Annotated in this window: 12 protein-coding genes and 1 pseudogene; all 13 read right to left on the minus strand. The window is 61.9% G+C overall.

Going from position 1 to position 17643, the window contains the following annotated elements; genetic code table 11:
• Nucleotides 1-2: 2 nt before the first annotated feature.
• Nucleotides 3-1496 (minus strand): aldehyde dehydrogenase, encoded by a 1494-nt coding sequence (locus tag AWB82_RS13135; RefSeq protein WP_086967651.1) that lies wholly within the window; start codon nt 1494-1496, stop codon nt 3-5.
• Nucleotides 1497-1513: 17 nt separating this feature from the next.
• A complete protein-coding gene (locus AWB82_RS13140; RefSeq protein ID WP_086967653.1) occupies nt 1514-2845 on the minus strand; it encodes an NAD(P)/FAD-dependent oxidoreductase in 1332 nt (443 codons plus the stop codon).
• A 5-nt stretch (nt 2846-2850) separates the two neighbouring features.
• A complete protein-coding gene (locus AWB82_RS13145; protein WP_086967655.1) occupies nt 2851-3738 on the minus strand; it encodes a dihydrodipicolinate synthase family protein in 888 nt (295 codons plus the stop codon).
• A 48-nt stretch (nt 3739-3786) separates the two neighbouring features.
• Entirely contained in the window at nt 3787-5037 is a 1251-nt protein-coding gene (gene glyA / locus AWB82_RS13150) for a serine hydroxymethyltransferase (RefSeq protein ID WP_086967657.1), read from the minus strand.
• 34 nt (nt 5038-5071) lie between these two features.
• The gene (locus AWB82_RS13155) at nt 5072-5953 is read right to left on the minus strand and encodes a glycine betaine ABC transporter substrate-binding protein (protein ID WP_086967659.1); all 882 of its coding nucleotides are present in this window, start codon (nt 5951-5953) and stop codon (nt 5072-5074) included.
• Between the two features lie 55 nt (nt 5954-6008).
• The gene (locus tag AWB82_RS13160; protein WP_086967661.1) at nt 6009-6896 is read right to left on the minus strand and encodes an ABC transporter permease; all 888 of its coding nucleotides are present in this window, start codon (nt 6894-6896) and stop codon (nt 6009-6011) included.
• The gene (locus tag AWB82_RS13165) at nt 6893-8179 is read right to left on the minus strand and encodes a quaternary amine ABC transporter ATP-binding protein (protein WP_086967662.1); all 1287 of its coding nucleotides are present in this window, start codon (nt 8177-8179) and stop codon (nt 6893-6895) included. Before AWB82_RS13165 ends, AWB82_RS13160 begins: the two co-directional genes overlap by 4 nt.
• Before the next feature lie 956 nt (nt 8180-9135).
• Nucleotides 9136-10995: a type VI secretion system baseplate subunit TssF gene (gene tssF / locus AWB82_RS13170; protein WP_086967664.1), complete on the minus strand. Its 1860-nt coding sequence runs from the start codon at nt 10993-10995 to the stop codon at nt 9136-9138.
• Nucleotides 10992-14540, minus strand: coding sequence for an ImcF-related family protein (locus tag AWB82_RS13175; protein ID WP_086967666.1), 3549 nt, complete (start codon nt 14538-14540; stop codon nt 10992-10994). Before AWB82_RS13175 ends, tssF begins: the two co-directional genes overlap by 4 nt.
• Nucleotides 14506-15807, minus strand: coding sequence for a hypothetical protein (locus AWB82_RS13180; protein WP_086967668.1), 1302 nt, complete (start codon nt 15805-15807; stop codon nt 14506-14508). Before AWB82_RS13180 ends, AWB82_RS13175 begins: the two co-directional genes overlap by 35 nt.
• A gap of 15 nt (nt 15808-15822) precedes the next feature.
• A complete protein-coding gene (locus AWB82_RS13185) occupies nt 15823-16083 on the minus strand; it encodes a PAAR domain-containing protein (RefSeq protein ID WP_086967670.1) in 261 nt (86 codons plus the stop codon).
• 15 nt (nt 16084-16098) lie between these two features.
• Nucleotides 16099-16854: a hypothetical protein gene (locus AWB82_RS37055; protein ID WP_143756713.1), complete on the minus strand. Its 756-nt coding sequence runs from the start codon at nt 16852-16854 to the stop codon at nt 16099-16101.
• 520 nt (nt 16855-17374) lie between these two features.
• Nucleotides 17375-17643: pseudogene (locus AWB82_RS37625) on the minus strand (hypothetical protein); the annotation flags it as partial.

Below are 17643 nucleotides of genomic sequence, written 5' to 3' on the forward strand. Positions count from 1 at the left end.
GGTCAGTCGAGCTTCAGCCAGGTCGTCTTCAGCTCGCAGTATTGGTCGTGCGCGTAGACCGATTTGTCGCGTCCGCCGAAACCGGACTGCTTGACGCCGCCGAAAGGCGTCGAGAGGTCGCCCTCGCCGAAGCAGTTCACGGTCACGGTGCCCGCGCGGATGCGCGCCGCGACCTTGTGCGCCTGGTTCACGTTATCGGTCCACAACGATGCGGCGAGTCCGTAGCACGTATCGTTCGCGATGCGCACGGCCTCGTCGACGTCAGCATATTCGATAAAGCAGACGACCGGGCCGAAGACCTCGTCGCGCGCGATGCTCATCTCGGGCGTGACGTTATCGAAGATGGTCGGCTCGACGAACCAGCCGCCCGTTTCCGCGAGCGTCGCGTTGCCGCCGCAGACGACGCGCGCGCCTTCTGCCTTCGCCTTCTCGATATGGCCGAGCACCTTGCGGTAATGCGCTTCTTCGATGAGCGAGCCGAGCTTGACATCGGGATCGAGCGGATCGCCGGTTTTCCAGCCTTCGAGCACGGCCTGCATCTTCCGCAGCAGTTCGGCCTTGTGGCTCGAATGCACCAGAATGCGCGATCCGGCGCTGCAGTTCTCGCCCATGTTCCAGAACGCGGCGGCGACGGCCTGCTCCGCGACGGCATCGAGATTGGCGACGTCGGGCAACACGACTTGCGGATTCTTGCCGCCGCATTCGAGCACGACGCGCTTCAGGTTCGTATCGGCGGAATAGCGCAGGAAGCGCTTGCCGGTTTCGGTCGAGCCCGTGAACGCGATGAGATCGACGTCCGCGTGCGTGCCAAGCGCCTGCCCCGCGCTTTCGCCGAAGCCCGTCACGACGTTGAACACGCCGGACGGCACACCCGCTTCGAGTGCGAGATCGGCAATACGCAGCGTCGATAGCGACGTCTGCTCCGCGGGCTTCACGATGACGCTATTGCCCACCGACAGCGCAGGCCCGATCTTCCACGCCAGCATCAGCGCCGGAAAATTCCACGGCAACACCGCCCCGACGACGCCGATCGGCTCGCGCGTGATCATGCTCACGACGCTCGAACCGGACGGCGAGAGCGCGTCGTAACGCTTGTCCGTGACTTCGGCATGCCAGCGAATGCACGCCGCCGATTCGGGAATATCGAGCCCCAGGCATTCGGCAATCGGCTTGCCCGCTTCGAGCGCTTCGAGCAGCGCGAGTTCTTCGGCGTTGTCGTCGATGAGTTGCGCGAGACGCTGCAGGACCGCTTTTCTGTGCGCCGGCGCCGCCTTCGACCACACGCCTGATTCGAACGCATCGCGCGCCGCGACGACCGCGCGGTCGATATCCTTCGCATCGCACTTCGCGATCTCCGCGAGCACTTTGCCGGTGGACGGATTCAGCGTGTCGAAGGTTTCGTTCGATGCCGCATTGCAGCGTGCGCCCGCGATGAATGCGCGGCCGTCGAGCGAAAGGCGCTCTGCCCGGGCTTTCCATTCCTGATGCGTCGTCATGTCATGTCCTCACAGATTCAAAGCTCGGCGCCCGCCGAGAATTCTTTCATCCAGATTGCCGCCGATATGGCGACGTCCGCGATCGGCCGGATCGGCAGCGAGCGCGGATGCGGCTGTTTCAGTAGTTGATCGATCAGATCGTTCGAGTGCCCGAGCGCATGTTCGGCGATGAGCTTGCCCGCCGCCGATCCGCGGCTCAGGCCGAGCCCGTTGCATCCGACCGCTTCGTACACGCCGTCGTCGCGTTGCCCGAAGAGCGCGCCGTTGTTCGCCGACAGGCACAACGCGCCGCCCCACGTGTATTGCAGCTCGACATCCTTAAGCATTGGAAAGCGGCGATCGAACGAGCGCTGATGCAGATGCTTCGCCTTCGCGAGATCGCCTTTGGACACCGCCAGATTCGGCCGGAACGCGAAATGGTTGCGTACGCAAATACGGTTGCTCGCGAGACGGCGCACGGTCGTGCCCATCGGGTCCGCGGGAATGAGCGCCCAGGCGTGCGTTCCGCCGAGTCGCGCGATTTCGTCGCCGGTCATCACGCGCGACATCGACGCGAAGGTGTAGACCGGTAGCAAGCCGTTCGGATGGCCGCCGAATGTGGCCGCATACGCGTTGGTGCACAGCACGACGCGCTTCGCCTCGATCGTGCCGTTCGCGAAGCTCAACAGCTTCGTCTGGCCGCGCGCTTGCATGTTCTTCGCCGCGCTTAGCTCGAAGACTGTCACGTTCGAAGGCTGCGTCGCCGCGAGGCCGCGCATGAGTGCCGCCGGCTGCACCGTGCTGCATCCCGGCGTGAAGAGCGCGCTCTGATAAAAGCGCGTGCCCGTCACTTTCGCGATCGCGGTTTCGTCGAGCCATTCGCACGGCTCGTCGATGCGCGCGAGTCCATCCGCGAAATGCGTCAGCGCCGCGTGGCCTTTCTTGTTCACCGACGCGTGATACTTGCCGTCGTCGCGCCAGTCGCAATCGATGCCGTGATGTTTGACGGTATCGCGCACATAGCCGATGCCGTGCCGTTGCAGGCGCACGTCCGCCTTGTCGGCCTCGACACTGCGCGAATAACTTTCGCTGCTGATGTCATGCGGCAGATCGACGAAAAAGCCGGAGTTGCGCCCCGCCGTGGAGCGCCCGATGCGATCGGCCTCGACGAGCGCGATCGACGCATCCGGCGCAAGCTCGGCAAGCCGCCGCGCCGCGCACAAACCGGTGATGCCGCCGCCGACCACTACGTAGTCGAAGCGCTGCTCGCCCGTCACGCTCCTCGCGGGCGCGGCGGGCGGCAGGCTTTCCCACCAGCCGTTGACGCCATCAGGTGCGGGAAACCGCTGGAAGTCCAGTTTCGAGGCCATTCACGTTACTGAGCGTTGCGCAGCAAAGGTTGAACGAGCTTGGCGAAGGCGCTGCGTTCTTCGTCGTCGAGGGTGCCGAGCGGCGCGCGCGCGTTGCCCACTTTCGTGCCCGCGAGCTCGCAGCCATAACGCACATACTGGATGAATTTGCCGCTGCGCTCCAGCAGTTCGAGCACGGGAAGCAATTGCGTCATCAACTTGCGGCCGGTGTTGAAATCGCCGCGTTTCACGCACGCTTCGAGCAAATCGGTATGCGCTTCAGGCAGAAAATTCGATGCGCCCGCGACCCAGCTTCGCGCGCCCCAGGCGAAGAATTCGAGCGCCTGATCGTCCATGCCGCAACTGAGAACGAAGCGCTCCGGAAGCTGCGTCGCGAGATGATGCAGATGCGCGATGTCGCCCGTGCTCTCTTTCATCGCAGCGAAGTTCGGACGTGCCAGCAGCTTGTCGAGGACTTCGTCGCCGATGGCCGTGCCCGTGCGCGCCGGAAAGTTGTAGAGCATGATCGGCATGTCGAGCGCGTCATCGACTTTCAGCAAGTGATCGAGCAGTTCATCTTGCGTCGGCTGCACGTAGTACGGCGCTGCGATCAGCAACGCGTCGTAGCCCGCGCGCTTCGCTTCTTTACCTAGACGCAGGACTTCTTTCGTCGTGGTCGCGTTGACGCCGGCAGTGAGATACGTCTTGCCGCCGACCGCCGACGCCACCGTCTCGAACGTCTTCACGCGCTCTTCGAAACTGAGCGCGTAGTATTCGCCGGTGGTCCCGCCGACGCCCATGCCCGTGACGCGGCCCACGAGACTCGTGGCATGCTGGCCGAGCATGTCGTAATCGATTTCGCCGTCGGCCTTGAACGGGGTGACGAGCGGAGTATGTACGCCTTTGAAGCTCATGTTTGTCTCTCTGATGAATGGATCGTGTGAAGTCATGCGCGGCGCACGTCAGACGAGCGCTTCCGCATGGGAATAAATCGGGAACGCGTTGCACAGATCGCGCACGCGCGCGCGCACCGCACGCTCGACGTGCTCGTCGCCTTCGGGCGCGCGTTCGAGCGCCGCCAGCACTTCCAGGATCATCTCGCCGACTTGCTCCAACTGCGCGACGCCGAAGCCGCGCGTCGTCGCCGCGGGCGTGCCGAGGCGGATGCCCGCGCTCATCGTGGCGCCGCACGCGATGCCCGCGCGCTCCAGCGCCTTCTCCGCCTGCATGCCGGTCGCGCGCTTGCCGCGTAGATCGACGAGCAATAGATGATTGTCCGTGCCGCCTGTCACGAGACGCTGGCCGCCCGCCTGCAATACCGCGCCGAGCGTTCGCGCGTTGCGCAGCGCGCGGTCGATGTACGCGATGAAGTCGGGCCGCAGCGCTTCGCCGAACGCGACGGCCTTGCCCGCGGTCACATGCATCAGCGGAGCGCCCTGCAAGCCGGGGAACACGGCGGAGTCGATCTTCTTCGCGATGTCGCCGTCGTTCGTGAGGATGAAGCCGCCACGCGGGCCGCGTAGCGTCATGTGCGTCGTGGACGTGACGACATCGGCGAACGAGGCTGGATTCTGGTGCCGCCCCGCCGCGACGATGCCCGCGATGTGCGCCATGTCGACCATCAAAAATGCGCCGACGCTGTCCGCGATTTCGCGAAACGCGGCGAAATCGAGCGCGCGCGGATACGTCGAACATCCCGCGACGATCAGCTTCGGACGATGCCGCTCCGCCACGCGCCGCACTTCGCCGTAATCGATGCAGAGCGTATCCGGGCTCACGCCATACTGAACGGCGTCGAAGCACGGACCCGGCAGCGCGGGCAGATGACCGTCCGCATCGAGCGACATGCTCATCACGGTGTCGCCGGGTTGCAGAAGCGCGCGCATCGCCGCGTCGTTCGCCTGCTCGCCCGAATGCGGCTGCACGTTGGCGAACTGCGCGTCGAACAGCGCTTTCGCACGATCGATCGCAAGCGCCTCGATGCGATCGACATGTTCGCAGCCGCCGCCATATCGCCGCGACGGATACCCCTCGGCGTGCTTGTTCGTCAGGACTGTGCCTTGCGCTTCCAGCACCGCCGACGACACGATATTTTCGGATGCAACCAGTTCGATCTGCGTTTGCTGACGGCGCAACTCCAGCGCGATCTCCGAGGCGATCACAGGATCGTGGCTCTGCAGGCTTTCGCCAAAGAAGCGCGAATACTCGTTCACGGGACTTACTCCGAGGATGTCGTGCAATACAGCGTCACTTTTCCAGCCACGCCTTGACCTTGTCCGGATGCGCATCGACGAATTTCTTCGCGGCCGTCGCGTAGTCGTTGGTCGCATTGCCTTCGAATTCGATCGCTTCCACATCCGCGAGCGTCAGCTTGAAATGCTTGAAGAATACGTCCGCGCGAGGAAACTTTGTCGCGAACTGCTTCGATGCGAATGCATGAACCTGCTCCTCGCCGCCGAGCGTGCCCTTCGGGTCCTTCAGATAACGCATCTGCCACTTCTGGAACAGCCAGTGCGGGCTCCACACGGTCGCGACGATCCATTGCTTCGATCCGTATGCGCGCTGGATCGAAGCGAGCATGCCCGCCTCGCTTGCCGATTGCAGCTTGTAGCCCGACAAGTCGTATGCCTTGATGGTCTTCTCCGACGCCTGCATGAGACCGCCGCCCGGCTCGATGCCCTGGATCACGCCGTTGAGCTGCTTCTGCACGTCCGGCTTCTTCAGATCTTCGATCGACGAAAGCTGCGACTCGGGCACATACGCGGGCACTGCCCAGCCGTTCTTGCCGCCCGTGTAGATGATGCCGACGTCGTCGAGCGTGTCTTTATAGCGCGCAACATACTGACCGTGCGTCACCGGCAGCCAGCCGCCGACCATGATGTCGAGATCGCCGCGCGACACGCCCTGATACTGTATGCCGATATCCGCCTGAACGAATTGCACCGGTTGCTGCAGCTTCGTCTCCAGCACGTACTTCGCGACATTGGCGACCGCGAGCACGTCGGCCCAGTTGGTGACGGCAACCTTGATCGGCTCGGCGGACATCGCCGGACTCGCGCCGGCCCCGAACGCCACGATGGCCGGCGTCACTATCTTGACGATCATGGACTTGATGAAGCTGTTTTTCATTTCGGACTCCGAATCTGGCAAATCAGTATGTTGGTTTGGAAGACGCTCGTATCTCTCAGGTCTGCGCGCTCGTTCCCGTGGCGGCGGGTTTCGCCGGTGTGGAAATGACCTTCTTCTTTTTCTTGGCTTTTACGCCGAAACTTTCGGTCAGCCGGTCGAGAATGATCGCGAGCAGCACCACGCCGAGACCGCCCTCGAAACCGATGCCGATATCGAGCCGCTGAATGCCGCTCAACACATATTCGCCGAGCCCGCCCGCGCCGATCATCGATGCGACCACCACCATCGACAGCGCCATCATGATCGTCTGGTTCACGCCCGCCATGATCGAAGGCAATGCGTTGGGCAACTGGATCTTCCAGAGCAGTTGCGCGTCCGTGCTGCCGAACGAGCGGCCCGCTTCGAGCAATTCCTCGCGCACTTGCCGGATGCCGAGCGTCGTCAGCCGCACGACCGGCGGCATGGCGAACACGATCGTTGCGATCACCGCGGGCACACGTCCCAGACCGAACAGAATGACTGCGGGAATGAGATACACGAACGCGGGCATGGTTTGCATGAAGTCGAGCAGGGAACGCAGCACGACTTCCACGCGCCGGTTGCGCGCGCCCCAGATGCCGAGCGGCACGCCGATCACGAGACTGAAGAACGTCGCCGCGACGACGAGCGCGAGCGTCGATACCGTCTGCGCCCACAGGCCCATGTAGTTGATCACATAGAGCGCCGCGCCGACGAACACCGCGAACACGACGCCCCTTCTCCACAGCGCGAGCGCCATGAGAATCACGAGCATCGCAATGAACGGCACCGCGCCCAGACCGTCTTCGAGAAGCTTGATGACCGCGCCGAGCGCGGCCGAGAATGCATCGAAGCCGCCGCGAAAATGCGAGAAAAGAAAGTTGACCGCGTCTTCGGCGACTCTTCCAAAAATCGAGGAATTCATGCTGCTCTCCGCTCCATGACCTGCTTGAGAATCGTGCGGCAGGACACCACGCCCGCGAGTCTGCCCTGTTCATCCGTGACCGGCACGTCGTGCTCCTGACCGAGTGCGATGGACGCGAGTTGATGCAGATCGGCGGTCAGCGCGACGGCCGCGACATCGCGAAGCAACGCGTCGCTGATCGGCCGGCTGCCGCACTTGTGCAGCGATGCCGGCGTCACGCAGCCTTGATAGCGCCCCGCCTCGTCGCAGACGTATCCGCATTCCGCGCCGCTGTCGATCAGGCTGTTCAGATACCGCTCGGAAGGCGCGCTCGTGTCGCACGCGATGAGACCGCGCCCGACCTTCGTCATCAGGCTCGATGCTTCGAGGAAGCGCGACACATCCACGTTGCGGAAGAAGTCGCGCACGTAATCGTCGGCGGGCGATTGAATGAGTTCCGCCGGCGTGCCGACCTGAATCAGACGTCCGTCCTTCATGATGCCGATGCGCCCACCGATCTTCACCGCTTCTTCGATGTCGTGCGAGATGAAGACGATCGTGCGCTGCTCTTCCTTCTGCAAGCGCAGCAACTCGTTCTGCATTTCGAAGCGGATGAGCGGATCGAGCGCGGAGAACGCTTCGTCCATTAACAGCACCGACGGATTCACCGCCAGCGCGCGAGCGAGCCCCACGCGTTGCTGCATGCCGCCCGACAGTTCGCTCGGCAGCAGCTTCTCGTAAGAAGCGAGGCCGACGCGCGTCAATGCGGCGCGTGCGATTTCGTAGCGGTCCGCCTTCTTCTTGCCCGCGACTTCGAGGCCATAAGCAATGTTGTCGATGACCGAGCGGTTCGGCAGCAGCGCGAACGACTGGAACACCATCGCCATTTTTTCGCGGCGCACGGCGCGCAGTTCGGGCGTGCTCATCGGCGCGATATCGCGTCCTTCAAGAATCACTTGCCCCGAAGTCGGCTCGATCAGGCGATTGAGCAGACGCACGAGCGTCGATTTGCCCGAACCGGACAGCCCCATGATGACGAAGATCTCGCCCGCGTTGACGGCGAGGCTGACATCGTCGACGGCGACCATGTTGCCCGTCTGCGCGAAGATTTCGTTTCGGCCGAGCCCTTGATTCAAGAGATCCTGAGCGCGCTCGGGCCGCGCGCCGAAGATCTTCGAAAGGTTCTTGACCGTGAGAATCTCGGTCTGGGAAACCGCAACTGGACGCGCGGGCGATACGGTTCCGGACTGCGCGGAAGCCGTACTCGTGACGTCGTTCGGTGCGAGAGTTAGGTTGGGAATCATCGGGTCATTCCACCTAGCAGGTTCGAAAAAGGATTTGTCGCTGCCGGAACATCCCGGCGTTCTTTGCGTTGAATGAAGCGTACATGGCTAATTTCGATCACCCACCGACATTTTCTGAGCCCTTTTCGATACTTCTGGTAATGAATGCGTGTGCCGCAGTCGGGGCTTACGAAAAACGGAATGCGGCGTGAGTGCCGCGAAGCTAGAGCTGGCGCGGGTTTGCGGGCGAGGTGGGTGCGCGTGGCGGGCGTTTGCGGGAAGAGGTAGCGAAAGTGAGGCTAGGGAATGCCCCTAAGCGGCTGTTGAAACGTTCCTTCGTGAAGACGCGCTCATCTATTTGAAACAGCCAGCGCGGAGCAATGTTCGAACGTTTTGGTGCTGACCGCCGTTGAATCAGGTGGTGCGGATGCCGCTCGCTTTCCCGCTTACGCTTTCATGCTACCCGAGCGGCAAGCGTTCGCACGCGCGTCAAGTTGCAGGTTGCCTGGGTCAGGAGAAAGAGTTGGTCGACGCGCTTGCACAGCCACCAAGCAGCCCACCCGGGACGCCTAGCCGGACTCTGTTCCGGTACCGGATTCTGTCGCGGAGTCTTCGTCCACCAGCGAACCAGCTTCGGAAAACCGCCCTGCCTCAAACATAGAACGGCAAGCTACATGAACATCGGTGATGCGCTTTCGGAATGGACTTTGAATCCGTTCGCGGGGGACGGCACCTTACAATTTGCAGCAGATGTGGCCGCCCTGGTGGGATTCGAACCCTGTGAACGGGGAATTCATTGTCACGTAGGAAACCTAAGTATTTGAAATATAGAGAGGCCATGGCCCTGTAAGCTCCTCGACGGTCCCCGGCAGTGTCCCCTCAAGTAGACGCAACGCACGAAAACACACCCGACTGCATGGCAACGTTTCAGTGTGCTTCATCATGCGTTGTCCTGCTTTACGTAGCGAGCCCCGTCATCAGAACGGCACGCCGTCGAATTCCATGAGCGGATAGAGCGTTTCCTTTCCGTGGATCTCCAGCACCAGCCGCATCGCATGGCGAAAGCTCGCGTAGCGGCCTATGAAGCGACTCAGCACATCGCCGAAGAGCGCTACGTCGCCGGGGCCGTCGAAGGCGGTTGCGTCGAGCCGAACGTGTACGCGAATTTCGAAGCGCATATGGCCTTTGCCCACGCTCTGATGCTCGGCCAATCGCACGTCTGCGATCGCGTTGATGCGCCGCTCGATGCTCTCGTCGGGCGACCAGTCATAAAGTTCGAGCGCTTCTCGCAGCACCGGTGCGCCGCCCATTCCTATCATGTTCAGCTCGTTCGCGCCGCCCGCCGTGTAGTGCCCGAGCACTCGCCAGTCATACTCCGGGTGATAATGCGGCGGATAGAGCGGCAGAGTCGGTGCGGTCAGATTGCGAACCGACGCGATGCCAGTGAAGCCCGACACCGTCTCCGTGATCGTTGCCTCGGCGAGCGCCATGCGCGGCAGGCCGCCATTGTTCGCGAGTGCGCGTACTGTCAGATAGCCATCCGGTTGGGGACGAGTCTCGTCGTCGCGTGCATCGGTCTGGAAACCCTCCCAGAGTTGGCCCGAGAGCGTCGCCCACAACTCGCGCCCGGTCACACCGAAACGCATCGACGTATGGAAATACCGCTCCGGCTTCTCGTAGCGAAGCATCCAGCCGCGATGCCGGAAGCTCGTGAACGCGCCATAGGCATGACGAGCGCTGTCCTCCGGATCGGCGGCCGTCACCGCGAGTACGTGGTAGGGCTCGACGTGCCCTGCTACGCTCGGCTGCACGCGAACGCGGTGCTCGCGATCATGCCAATCGGTGGGCCGCAGCGGCAGCGCATCGACCTCGAACAGGTTGATTACCGGCGTGCAGTACAGACGAAAGCTCTCGCGGTTGACCGGATAGTCGCCCGGCACGCGCCCGTCCAGTTCGATCTCGAAGGTCATCTGCGGCTCGCCCGCCGGTAACAGCGAGGCATCGAAGCCGCACAGATCGACAAAGTGGAACTTCTGCGGGAACACGAAATATTCGAGCAGCGTCTGTTCGCGGTCGAGCAAGCGGTCGCGCTCGGCCTCCGTGACCGGCCACAGCCGTGTGGACGGGCCGAACCCTGCCGCTTCAAAATGCACCTGTTCAAGCGGCTGTAGCGCTCCATCACGCACCGACGGCAGGCGCAAGTTGATCGACTTGACCTGTCGCGTGAGCGCCGCATAGAGCGCCGCTGCGGCGGGCCGTTCGCCATGCAAGTACAGCCGGATGCGCGACAGATCCACAGCCTCGCGCTGCTCGCTCAGCCACAGCTTGAACGTCAGGCGGATGACCGTGCGTCCGCCATCGCGGACCCCGACTTCCGCATCTTCCACCGACAGCGGCAACAGCTGCACGGCCTGTGTCGTCCGATAGAGGCACTTCACCTGTTCGGGACCGACGGGCGCCGAGCGCACCGTGGCCCCCGATGGAATCTGCGCCGCCGCCGCGGCTCCGCGACCGAGCGGCGTGCATTCGATGATCGACAGCGATGGAATCGCCCGCGCCGCGTGTTCGTACAGGTTGTCGATCAGCGCTTCGGTGAACTCGGGGCCGCCGTCATCGAGCTTCATACGCAGGCGCGCCATGAGCAGCGCAAAGCCCTCGAAGGTCGCGCGCACGTCGTTACCCACTTCGCCATAGCGCATATCCAGGCGACGCGCGGCGTCGGGATGCGCCTGGGCGAACTCGCCGGCTGCCGCGCGCAAATAGCGCATTTCGGCGTCGAAATACTTCAGGAACGGATTCTCGTGCTCCAGTGCGGAACGTTTCCACGGCGCGGTCATCGCAACATCTCCGGTGGCAAGGGCGGCAGCGATTGCGCGCCCGCGTACACCGCGCCCTTGCCGACCATGAAGATGCGCTGCGGCATCTTGAAGCCGCGCAGCTTGAGCAGATCGAGCGGTCCCGCGCCGACCTGGGTCTTCATCACGTAATGCAGTGGGTAGCCGTTGTCCTGGTTCAAGGTCAGCGCGTAATTCGTGCTGTCGAGCGGTTTCACCTGCGCCGTGCCCAGCAGGCGCAGGAACGCCCAATCGCCCACCGCGCCGAACGCCACGCACGTGCCTGCGGTCAAGGATTCCCACGTCAGCATGGCCTGCCCGTCTCGTCCGTTGCCCGGCCAGACGATCGGCGTGAACGATTCCCGCTGATTAAAGTACTCGATCTTCACCTGATCGATGGTGAGGATGCTGCGCACGACTTCGGGCGTCGGATTCGCCATGATCTGGACGCGGTAGCTTGCGTCGCCTTGCGCATAGAGTTGTGCGCCGAGCGTCGACAACTGCCGCAGCGCCGAAAGGAACTCGGGGTCGAATTGCAGTGCCTGCGGCGCGAGTTCATTGGGCGTCCAGGCGTTGCCTTGCGGCTGCAGCATGCCGGCGAGTTGTGTCGTGACGAAGCGCGCGATCAGCCCCGTTTCCGGCTTGATGTAGCGGCCCAGTTCGACGAACGAGGCGTCCGACGCGGTATCGGCGAACGGATAGTGCCCGTCGAAGGTGCTGGCGAATGGTGCCGCGACCGAGGCGCGCCATGCATCGTTCAGGCTCGCCGCGGCGGGCTGGAGGATCGTCTGCCACGCGACATCGAGCGGTTTGGCGAAGAGCGCGTCGCCCAAGCCCGACCACTGCGAACCGAGGCTTGCAGCGGTCAATGCTGCGTCGTCACGCGCTTGCGTGAGTTCGGAGAGCTTGCCTTGAAACACCGCTTGCGCCATCTGGCGGGCCATCGCCTGCGCGTCGGCGCTGGTGGCGATCTGTTGCAGCTTCAGGCGCATGGTCGTCGCCACGGTCAGGAAGTGCGCGAGGCTCACGCCGCTGAAATCGGCGGCGTTCTTCGTTTTAGTGTTGGACTTGCCGTTTGCGTTGCCGTTGCCGGTCACGACGTCGTCGCCCATGAGCGCCAGCAGCGGGCCGAAGGGTTTGTCCAGCGGATTGACTTCCGGTGCGGTCGTGGCTGCGCTCTTGTTGCCGATCAGGTCTTGCGCCTTGCGCACGAGCGTATCGGCCAGCGCCTGCGAAGCACGGCCCGCCTGCGCCTGATATTCGACCGCCTTCATCAACGCGATCAACGGCGAAGTCTGCGCATCCGTCAGGCGCGTGAGCTGGCTGATTGCATCGGAGAGATTTGATGCGCGGCGCCACTGGATGCTGTTGAGCATCGCCTGCCACGCGGCGGTGTAGTCGGCGAAATAGCGGGCACGCAGGCGCTGCTTCACCTCGTCCGTATCCTGCTGCGTTTCGAGCGCCGCGCCGGGAACGCGCGCCGCGCGCTCGTCGGCGAGCACCCAGTCGGCGGCCACGCGGCCCTCTTTCGCCGCCTTATCGATTGCCTCGGCAATCATGCCGTCCCATGCCGCGCGCGTGTAGATGCCCGGAACCGTTTGGCTGGTGGTAAAGAGTCCACGCGCATCCGCGCCGTTGATGAGCGTAGCGAGCGAGATGTCCGCGTACTTGCCCTTCGCCTGTTCGAGCACGGATTGATAAAGCGTGTCGTCGGAGTTCTGCAGGCCGATCTGGTTGACAAGCATGTTGCGCGCGGCGGTGGTCAAGTCGTTGGATGCGTTGTATCGCCATTCAGGATGCGCGCGCAAATGCGACGCGTAGAAAGAAGCTAAGCGCTGCGAAGTGTCGAGCCATTCGCCCGTGCTCATGCCCGTGACAGCGGGCCACGCGGCATGCAGTTGTTTGCCGAGATACGCGGCATCGGCGTGTTGGGGCTGCGCCAGCATCAGATAAGTCTTGAGCGCACGGTAGTCGCGCTGCTGTTCCTCAGGGCTCGGGAGCGCATCGGCGCGAGACTGCGCGAGCTGCGTGAGCGTCGCTTCGAGTTGATGCGCGGCTGGATCGCGCAGGTTGCGCGCGGCCACCGTTGCATACGACGGCCAGAGCGCGGCCAGTATCTGATCGTTGCGATTCAGGCCCGCACGCAAATACCACGGCGCGCCTTGTTGCTGGCGATATTCCAGCGTGTCGATCTGCTGTTGCAGCGCCAGTTGCGCGCGCAAGGCCGCAGGCGTTCCGGGTCGGGCGACGAGCGCGGCGTCCATCGCCGTTTGCGCATCATGAACAACCGAGCGGTTGCCGATGAACGAAACGGTCATCGCCGCGCACCAGCCGATTGTCCCCACCATCACCAAAGCGGCGAGCGCGTTGGGCCAGTAGAAGCCGACGCGGCGGCCGTCTTGCGGCTTCACATGTGCGGCGATTTCCGGCCAGATGGGCTGAAGCGCGCGCGGCTGTTCGCGCGCGACTGCCGCGCGCTGTGCAAGATGCTCGGCGGCGTCCTTCGCAATGTCTTTCTGATCGGCGGGCACAGGCTTGGGCACGGCAGGTGCGGCGAACACCGGCGCGAACATCACACCCGCGAGCGGCGCGCGCCGCCATTTCGACACGCAATGCGCTCGCCATGCCGTCACCATGCGCTCACGCTGGGCGGAGATGTATTGAGACACCTGCGTGAGCCAGACAATCGGCTCGGGACGGGCGCACAGTACGACGCTCGCGTGCGCCGTCGTCTGTTCGAGAACACTCAGTTGCTCATTAAGATCGTCGGTCGCGGTTTGTGCGTCCGCACGCGATGGCACAGTCGTGAACGCGCCGACCGGACTAAATTCGCCCTGATGCCTGCCGCTCGCCTTGATGGCGTGAAGGAACACGACCGGTGCGGCCCAACCGAGATCGCGAGCGAGGTTCGACAGCGTGCGGGGCAGTTCGTCATCAGTTGAGGATCGCTCGTCTGCACGCACCACCGGGATCACCGCATCGACCGGATGCGCGCGGCATAGGCGGCGCAATTGATCACGCCACGTTTGCGCATCGATGCCGTTCGGCGAGGCATGCACCAGTACGATCTCGCCCGTACGCAGCACTCCTGTCTGTTTGAGGTCCGGAGCCACGGCGTCGATGAGCGCATCGTCGCCCACGAGCATGAGCCACGGCATCGCGCTCCGCCAGCGCCAGCCGAACGAGTTGCGCAGTTCATCGCGCAGATATTGCAGGCGCGCGTCGCGCTTGATCGTCGCGGACTGCTTTTCGTTGCCTGCCCCGTCGAGGAGCGCCATCACCTTATCGTAGAGGCCGAACAGGATCGCGGCGAAATGCGCGGCCAACACGGTCACCAATATGCCGAGGATTTTGAGCAGCGCTGAAATGCGCATCTCGAGGGTGGTCAGATGCGTGAAGTCGGGACGACCCCACCACGCTATCGTAGCCGACGCCACGGCGATCAGAATCGCGCCCAGTGTGGGGCCCCAGATCTTGAGAAGGCCGGATTCCGTGCGTTCGGAAGCCGGGGAATCAAGCACCTTCAGGTTGCTGCTCGGGGTTGTCATGCGAAACGGTCGGTTGAACGTAGAGAATGGCGGCTTGCGCCTGGTCGAGGACCAGATGCGGGCCGGATGAGCCGGATTCGATGGCCGCAGCGATGGAAAGCCACGGGGTTGCCGCGCCCGCATCGCCGACAAAGCGATCGAGCCGCCGATGCGTTTCGTGCGTGGCGATGTCGGTAAAGGCCGCGTGTTTGAGTTCGTCGAGCAGCGTGCGGTCGTGTTCGGCGTCGAGGCGCGTGATCCAGGCGTGCGTGACGTTAGTCGGGTCGGTCTTGCCCCAAAGCGCTGCGTTGAGCGCGAGGTCGCGAAGCGTTTGGGCTTCAGCATGATCTTCGATCGGGCGATGCAGCGTCGCGAGCGCTTGCACGGATTCCGGCAGCTGGTAGAAACCCGCGTTCAGCAGCACGGCGACGGCGGCCTCGCTGCTTCTTTCGGGCGGGTGGGTATCGTGCCAGGCGAAAGCGAGAATCAGGAGCGCGCGTCGTTCGCGTGCGTCGAGCCAGTGGTCGGCGATTAACAGGCTTTGCGAATCGCCTACGGCTGCGCAATCAAGCGCGGGCAGACCGGACAGGCGCAATGCGTCGCGTGCGTGCTGCTCCGCCTGGGCGGCCTGATCGGATGGAGCCGATATGCGCACGAGTGGCGCGTATTCAGGTCCGTATTGCGACAGGGCTTGCAGTACAAGCACGAGCGGTTCGATCGCATTGACCAGCTTGAGCACGACGGTGGCGATGCGGCGTGGCGGCTGGGGTGACGACGTAGCCGAATCGCCGTCAGGATCGTCTTCCCACTCATGCGCAAGCACGCATTCTTCGGACCACGACGCCTCCTCGAAGCGGTTGTGAACCACATGTCCCACCCCATCGCGCGGGCCTTGCGATTTGAACAGCGGCGTCTTCGCCACGACGATACCCGGAAGGTTCGATGTCACCGACGGCACGCAATAGCCCACGCCGAGCACTAGCAAGGGCTTTTGCGCGATGCGTAGGTGTTCGGCGAGCCGTTTTGTTCTGGCTTTGTTGCGATTGTGCGCATAGGTCCACAACGCTTCATAACCGATCCGTGCAATACAGAACAGCGCAAGAAACACGAAATTAGGCACGCCGATAACCGTGCACCAGAATGACGGGCCGCTAGCGGCTTCGCTCGCAGGCCAGGCAAGCAACATCAGCGGTCCGCCCAGCGCGCAGCATACGAGCCAGATCCCGAGCCACGGCAGCAGTCGCGGACCGTGGGCGGGATACGGATAGGCTTCACCGACTTCGGACAAATCAACCGGCATGCGTCAGGCGAAGTTCACGTTCTGCAAGGACGAGATCAGGCGGCAACCGCACGCGCAGCGGTGTTGGTGCATCGCGTAGGGTTGACCGTCACGATCGGGAAAGCGTGTATCGCCCTCGGCAATCGTCGTGTTGCCGTGGACGTCGCATTGCGCGCTATCGCCGACGCGCGCGAGTCTGCGGCCCATGAAGGTGGTGAATGGCGAGCCGCTCGTGACTTCGCCGCCCTGTTCGAGTTTGTCGTATTCGCGGATGGGGGATTTCATAAAGCAGTTTTCCGATTAATGTGGCTTCTCTAGTCTTTTAACTAGCGCATCATCCGACTCAAACTTAAGTTTTCTTAAAAAATCAAGAATTGAATCATTTCTCACATCCCTGTTTCCACCACGATCAGCCCAACCACCTGATACGCCAATGAGAACATTCGTCCCGCTGACAAAACAAAAACGCGAACCTAGCCTAGCATTTTTTTCCTTCACATCGATGATAAATCCGCCTTTCTGAACTACTTCGAAGTTATCAAGCGGCACCTCATCATTCATTTTTCGACGGGGAACCCATTTTTCTCCATCAAAATTCGCTGGACATTTCAACGAATTTGAGTCCATGATCTCCTGTAATTCGGGCGAAATTTCGGGAGGTGTAGATACGGACCAGCTGAAATCTGAAGCGCTTTCACACATCAAACCGATCCATGGAAAATTAGCGTCCTTTGGCTCTTCGAACCACCAGTCATATCCCGATGACATTTCAGCCTGCTTCAAATACGGAAGAGCACCATCTGCCAATGGATGCTTTGAGCGGTAAAATATAAAATCTGGATCATTATATTTGACGTGCTCCCACTCCCCGAGGGCCATCGAGAATCGGCACCCTCCCATGTCAACTTGCACCAGTGCTGGGCCGTTCACGCTCGACATTTCACCGACTGCATTGCCTACAATCAGCGGGCGATTTTGTGCAAGTACCGGGTCAACAAACGACCTCGCCAGAAATGCGAATGCGAAGATCCATGCAACGCGGCGAAAATACGTCATGACGCCTCCACACGACAAAAATCCTCGGGCAGAAATGAGCTAGATCCGTTTGTCTGCAGAAATTTTGTACCGTCAAATAAAATGACTTGCGCATTGGCGAATGCCAAAAATCGAGATTGTATTTCCCAAATAGAACTGTAATTGCTAGAAGGTGAGCCGACATTTACGGTTCCGGCTACTTTCCAAACGCAGCGTTCTCGTAATAGTGCTTAACGCCATGGTCTGTAACAAGCGACCGCAATGTACTAGTCTGTTGTGTTTCATACTCGTCAGCACATCCAGCAGCGCCGGACCAAGCCCAGTAGCAACCAGCACTATCGGCTGCCTCAAATGGATTGGCTGTTTCCCCTCTCCTAGTGATAATTTCAGCTGGGATGTGAGTGGATGCATCGCCAAGCGAGTTTGTGGGATCGTACATACTCTTACGCCCGTTTTGCATGGAACGATTGCTGTTGGCTAGTAGAGAATGCTGCGCAAGCGTGGTCTTTACGCTATCGGCAACGTGGAAACCCCTGAATTTTCAATAAGTAATGTAGTTTGTGGCGTGGGTAAGCTGCAGCATTCCTCTTCCGTCCCAAGGCTTGTACCAATACGGAGATCCTTCATGATACTTTTGAAACCATTGTGTCTCTTCGGTCGCATTTCCAAAAAACGACGCCATGCGCACAGGCGCCTGAAGTCCATACTTACGAATAGCATTATTAAGTTCCAAACGCTGAAGGGACAGGCGCTCGCGGGTTATATCGACGCGAAGAGCGGCCGCCGGCTCGCGTTCGCGCTGATCGTGAA

The organism is Caballeronia glebae (genome assembly GCF_001545035.1).
GTDB classification, from domain to species: Bacteria; Pseudomonadota; Gammaproteobacteria; order Burkholderiales; family Burkholderiaceae; genus Caballeronia; species Caballeronia glebae.